Origin of the sequence: Pseudomonas sp. Sample_9, from assembly GCF_004307535.1 — a bacterium.
Lineage (GTDB): Bacteria > Pseudomonadota > Gammaproteobacteria > Pseudomonadales > Pseudomonadaceae > Aquipseudomonas > Aquipseudomonas mercuritolerans.
In genome coordinates, this window is sequence record NZ_RAZO01000029.1 from 1 (window position 1) to 1,423 (window position 1,423).

Annotated in this window: 2 protein-coding genes and 1 pseudogene; 2 read left to right on the forward strand and 1 reads right to left on the reverse strand. The window is 58.5% G+C overall.

Going from position 1 to position 1,423, the window contains the following annotated elements; translation table 11 throughout:
* Both D6877_RS02000 and D6877_RS02005 read left to right on the forward strand, forming a co-directional pair.
* Window positions 1-117 (forward strand): annotated as a pseudogene (locus D6877_RS02000) (branched-chain amino acid ABC transporter permease); the annotation flags it as partial.
* Window positions 96-413, forward strand: coding sequence for an AzlD domain-containing protein (locus D6877_RS02005; RefSeq protein ID WP_024011198.1), 318 nt, complete (start codon window positions 96-98; stop codon window positions 411-413). The pseudogene D6877_RS02000 and the gene D6877_RS02005, both read left to right, overlap by 22 nt.
* Here the strand turns inward: D6877_RS02005 and D6877_RS02010 are convergent.
* Complete coding sequence (locus D6877_RS02010; protein ID WP_130909669.1) at window positions 330-1,256, reverse strand: LysR family transcriptional regulator; 927 nt, start codon at window positions 1,254-1,256, stop codon at window positions 330-332. The two genes, D6877_RS02005 and D6877_RS02010, sit on opposite strands and share 84 nt — an antisense overlap.
* Window positions 1,257-1,423 lie beyond the last annotated feature (167 nt).

The following is a 1,423-nucleotide window of genomic DNA, read 5'->3' on the forward strand; positions in this document are numbered from 1 at the left end:
GCTGCTGCCGTGGTCTGCATGGGTGCGCTGAGCCTGATCGGCAGTTCGCCCTTCAACGTATTTATCGCCACGTTTGTGGGCTGCGGAGTGGGTGTATGCCTGACCAAACGTTCCTGATTCTGGTGGTGGTGCTGATGATGGCGGTGACCTTCCTGCCGCGCGCCTTGCCGCTGCAGATCAACACCGAACACTGGCCGCCGTTCGTGGCGCGCGCACTGGAATATCTGCCGGTGGCGATCGTCGCTGCGATCAGCCTCACGCCCCTGTTGATCAAGGACCGGCAGATTCAGCTCGATCGCCCGGAATTCTATGCCGCGATTCCGACGTTGCTATGTGCGTATTTCAGCAAAAACCTCTTTCTCAGTGTGGCGGTGGGGACGGCTGCGTACATTGCGCTCGGCTCGTTCATGTAGCGCCAGATCAACGACATCGTTCAGCGCCTGGTGGGACAACTCCGGATTGTTCACCGCCAGGCGCACTTCGAGGAAATCCTCGAAACCGGGGAAAATCGTCAGACCGTTCTTCTGAGCCGCTTCACGCGAGACCATACCCACCGCGTCCATCTGCGTGATCAACGACAGCGTCAGGGTTTCGCTGCACGAATAAACCATGCGTTGGCCGTTCTCGTGATTGCCCAGCCCGGCGTCGAGAAAACGCAGGAAGCTGTGGGAATACGGACAATCTTCCGCAGGACGCACCTGAAACTTGTTGCCCAGCAAAGTCAGCGGATCGTTCTCCTGACCGCAATGCGCACCGACCACCTGCACCTGCACCTCCGGCAGCACGATACTCGGCAGCCCCGGCCGCTGCGGGCCGATCAGCACGGCAAGGTCGAAATCTTCGTTCTTCAGCTTGCTGAGGTTTTCCATCGACTCGGCGTAGCTGAATTCCATCTGGTAGTCGGGAAACACCTCGATCAGCCGTCCGATCATGCGCCGGTTGAAGTCAGGCGACAGGGTGTTGTTCAACGCCACCTTCAACGTCCGCTGACCGGGCACTTTCAGCGCCTCGACCTTTTCTTCCATCTGTCGAGTGGCGATCAGCACTTTGTCGATGTAGGGCGTGAGCTCCGTGCCTTGTGGCGTCAGCGTCAGGCCCTTGTTGGAACGGCGAAACAAGCGGAAACCGAACTGCTCTTCGACCTTGTTCAACTGTGCGGCCAACGCCTGCACGGTCAGGCACGAATGCTCGGCTGCGGCCGACAACGAGCCGGTCTGCACGATGCGCATGAGGTTGCGTAAGGTTCTGCTATCCATGGGTAATGCCCTCTGAAGTGGGCTGGGTATTGTTGTTTACGAAACGACCGAAACGGCGCCATATGCCGGCTATATTCCTGCACCTGAGCATAGTTGTCGCGGATTTAGTAGCGAATTGATTTCCCCGCCGATGGCTGGAGGCTGACAGAGGATCGGGGTTTTTGGTG